Source organism: Candidatus Magnetobacterium casense, from assembly GCF_019173545.1.
Classification (GTDB): Bacteria; Nitrospirota; Thermodesulfovibrionia; order Thermodesulfovibrionales; family Magnetobacteriaceae; genus Magnetobacterium; species Magnetobacterium cryptolimnobacter.
This window is the reverse complement of sequence record NZ_JABXWD010000339.1, coordinates 1-3,636: the sequence shown is the minus strand read 5'-3', so window position 1 is coordinate 3,636 and position 3,636 is coordinate 1. Positions and strand designations below refer to the sequence as shown.

General features: G+C 52.1%; 2 protein-coding genes and 1 pseudogene. All 3 read left to right on the top strand.

Going from position 1 to position 3,636, the window contains the following annotated elements:
* Window positions 1-1,001, top strand: a pseudogene (locus HWQ67_RS14410) (hypothetical protein); the annotation flags it as partial.
* Window positions 1,002-1,157: 156 nt separating this feature from the next.
* Window positions 1,158-2,591 (top strand): ATP-binding protein, encoded by a 1,434-nt coding sequence (locus tag HWQ67_RS14405; protein ID WP_218253386.1) that lies wholly within the window; start codon window positions 1,158-1,160, stop codon window positions 2,589-2,591.
* 236 nt (window positions 2,592-2,827) lie between these two features.
* Entirely contained in the window at window positions 2,828-3,493 is a 666-nt protein-coding gene (locus tag HWQ67_RS14400; RefSeq protein WP_218253385.1) for a class I SAM-dependent methyltransferase, read from the top strand.
* The last annotated feature ends 143 nt before the right edge of the window (window positions 3,494-3,636 follow it).

Sequence of the window (3,636 nt, the reverse complement as noted above, 5' to 3'; positions counted from 1 at the left end):
GGGTTGGATATGGGTATGCCTTGACGGCTGGTGCGGGCTTTGTCCTTGGAAAGTTGCACGTCAAGCGGCCACGTCTGAAGGAGCTGCTGCCATATGCCCTGGCCGTTGTGTTTTGCCTGTCGATACTAGGACAGACCGGTTATGATTACGTCCCCGCGCCATCGGTAACTCCACAGACGTACACAGACCTGTTGTATCTGAAAAGCCGTCTGCCGTTGAACTCGACTGTCCTGTCGTGGTGGGACAACGGCTATGCCATAGAGGACATTGGCGGATTTGCCACCTTTATAGACGGCGGCGCACAGAGAGGCAACAAGACCTATCTGATCGCTCACGGGCTTACGTCCAAAAGTCAGGTCGAGCTGTACAACGTCATAAGCCTGTTAAACGGCAATGGCTCCTCTGTAACCCCTGAGGCCATCCTGGATGGTCGCACCGTTAATTCCGTCCTGGACGACGTCAGAAACGACAGGCTGTATCTGTTGTTTACGCGGGATATGATCCTCAAGTTTTCGTGGATATACTCTATCCGCGGGGTTGATCCGGTGCGTCATTCTGCCAGGAGTGAGCTTGTCCTTGTGTATTTGCAGTGCAACACGTTTGTAAACAGCGTCTATGGTTGCAACAAGTATCAGGTGGACATGGTCAGGGGCGTTGTCAACAACGCTTATCCCATAAAAAAGGCCATATACATCCGTGATGGTGCGGTCATCAAGCAGGTTGATTATCCACGCAGTGACGGCCTGTATCTTGAGTTGTTTGTGCGGGGGCGGGATGTCTTTGCGCTCTATTTGCTCAACGAAGAGGTCTATGCCTCAAACTTCAATCAGATGTACGTCCTGGGCAATTACGACAGAGAGTTATATGAAGAGGTGTACAACAACTTCCCCGTCCTTAGGCTCTTCAGGGTAAAAGAACAAGGGAAGGAGAAAGAGAGAATGGGAGGCGTTGCCTCCCCACAGACCCCTCCACAAGGGAGCCCAGCCCCCTTGACCCCGTAAAGGGCTGGGGGGGTGGGTTGAAGTGGGGGTGGGAGGGTGTGCGGGGGGAATGTAGAAAGGGTCGTCCCGACCCGTTCTACGTTTGCAGCCTTCGGCAAAGATGGCAAAATCTTAGCATTTGACAACACTCAGGGAGAGGCGGTATAATCCTATGTAATGTTGCGTGAGATATCAAGGATTGCTGAGACGTCTGATAGTTTGGAAGAGATATTGGACCGGATCAATGATTATTGTCGTAAGGCGATAGATACGTTTCAGACGTTGACGGTGTTTGTGGACCGGGGGTTTCCTACCTTTTGTTACATCAAGGAGAACAAGAAGGTGTTATTGAATCTGTCGGTACCCTGGGAGAGCATAGCGGGGGAGTGCATACGTGAGAGGAAGCAGATCATAACGTATGCGCCGTCGTATCCGACGTACTTTCATTATCCGGCGCAGAGGACGGGGTTTGAGATTGCGCACATAATAGCCAAGCCGTTGAGTTTCCTGAACACGACGTTTGGGTGCATAGAGTTTTTGATGGAGCGGGAGCCGCATCAGGCAGATGTAGATTTATTTCGCGACATCGGGGAGTATTTTGCGCCGATTATTTACTTGCAGGAGTGGCATAGCATCGAGCGTCGTAAGGCGCACGCCATAAAGAACAAGGCATTTACCGGGATACTTACGTTGTTCGACAACGACATAGACGATGCCGAAAAGCAATCGACGCTCAACGAGGCATTTAACGAAATCAGTTTGCTCAGTGAGGACTTCCTGAAGCTGACGAGTCTGAAGTGTGAGATGCAGAGGAGCAACATCAGTGACATCGTATTGACGGTATCGGAGAAGCTCAGTCGGTTGGCCAAATTTAACAATGCCGAGGTAACGATCCGTCATGAATTTGCTCAGGGTTTGGAGTTGTTGTGTGATGAGTTTGCGATTCGTGAGGAGGTGCTTTTTAACATAGTCAAGAACGTGTGGGAGGAGTGGCAAAGGCGTCAGCAGGATGTACGTGTGATAGAGTTTCGGACGTACCAGGAAGGTGATTACGCGGTCATCGAAATCAGGGACAACGCCGGCGGGATACCGGAGAAGGTGGTGTCGAGGTTTTTCTTGCCCTTTGAGAGCGCCAAGGGTCGTGGTCGCGGCGTGGGGATGAACATAGCGCATCAGGTGATGAAGTGGCACAATGGGGAGATAACGTTTGATTCGAGGCCGGGGGATGGCACAACGTTTTACATTCGGCTATCGATGTTCAACGAGGACATGCGGAGGTTTTCGCGTCTTAGCGTGGACAGGAAGAGCGAGCTTGTGTCGTTGGCGTTTGATTCGTATGTCAGCACGGGGATACTGTTGGACGTGAGCATGGGGGGGATGTTGGGATTGTTCAAGGTCAATGCGCCCTACCCGCAGATATCGAGCAGCGTGTTGGTGTTTCTGGAGTTGGGTGCCGACAGCAGCATCATGGAGATCAACGGCCTCGTGGCCAGGATAGAGGTCCTGGAAGGCTACAAGGACCCCGAGTACATAAAGGTTGCCGTAAAGTTCACGGATGTCCTCGACCTCAAGAAAAAGGAGTGTCTGATGAAGGCCTTGTCCGTGCTGTAGGCGGTGGGGCACACCTGCCGCAAACTGCCACTTTCGTAATAGTTCACCCCCCTAAGAAGAAGGAAAGAAAGGGGCGGCTCCGCTTCTTGGCGCTCCAGGAGGGGTCAGCGCCCCCCGGCTCAATGCGCACCTGGCCCCCTTCAGAACCCCCTGCAAGGGGGCCAGCCCCCTACTAAGCCGGGGGTCGCTGACCCCTTGACCCCTTCTTACCGTGTTGTATGTTATAATAGACTACTATGGAATTTGATCTTAAAAATAAATTCAAGCAGTTATCGTTTAACACGTTCATACCGTTTTTCTATCCGATGATGATGTTGCCACTGAGAGGCTGGAGAAAAAAGGCGATACAGATGTGCAGCTTCAGACCTGCCGACAGGGTGATTATACCGGGGATTGGCAGCGGTTACGACTTGCCGTATCTGCCCAATGATGTCGTGGTGGATGGAGTTGACATCAGCGAAGTAATGCTGGGCATAGCGGCAGCAAAACTGAAGCTCCAGGGTAACGGTCAAAACATCCGCCTGACTATCATGGATGCAGAACACCTGGACTTCCCCGCAGATACCTTTGACAAGGCAATCCTTGACCTCTTTCTCACGTGCGTCTATGACCCGCAGAGGGCCTTTGCCGAGGTCGTGCGGGTCATGAAACCCAACGGCGAAATACTGATCTACGACCACCTGATCAGAACCAACAAGTGGACCGGCACTATGATGTCCTACATGGACACCGTGATGAAGTACAACTTTTGCAGTGTAATACGGCCATTTGATGACATTATACAGGGGCAGCCAGTGGAGGTGGTCAGGGAAATAAAAGGCGACCCCCTGGGTTTTATCAGAGGCTTCCTGTTGCGCAAGACCATAAAAAAAGTAGGCAAGTGGTGGTGGTCAAGGAAATAATAAGACGCCCCCCTTGGGTTTTCTCAGAGACTTCGGGTGCATAAACTTTTGGTGGGTAAGATAAACGGGGTCAAGGGGACTGGTCCCCTTGCAGGGGAGGTCAAGGAGGGGGCGGAGCCGCCCTTCTTGTGGGGGGTAGGGGG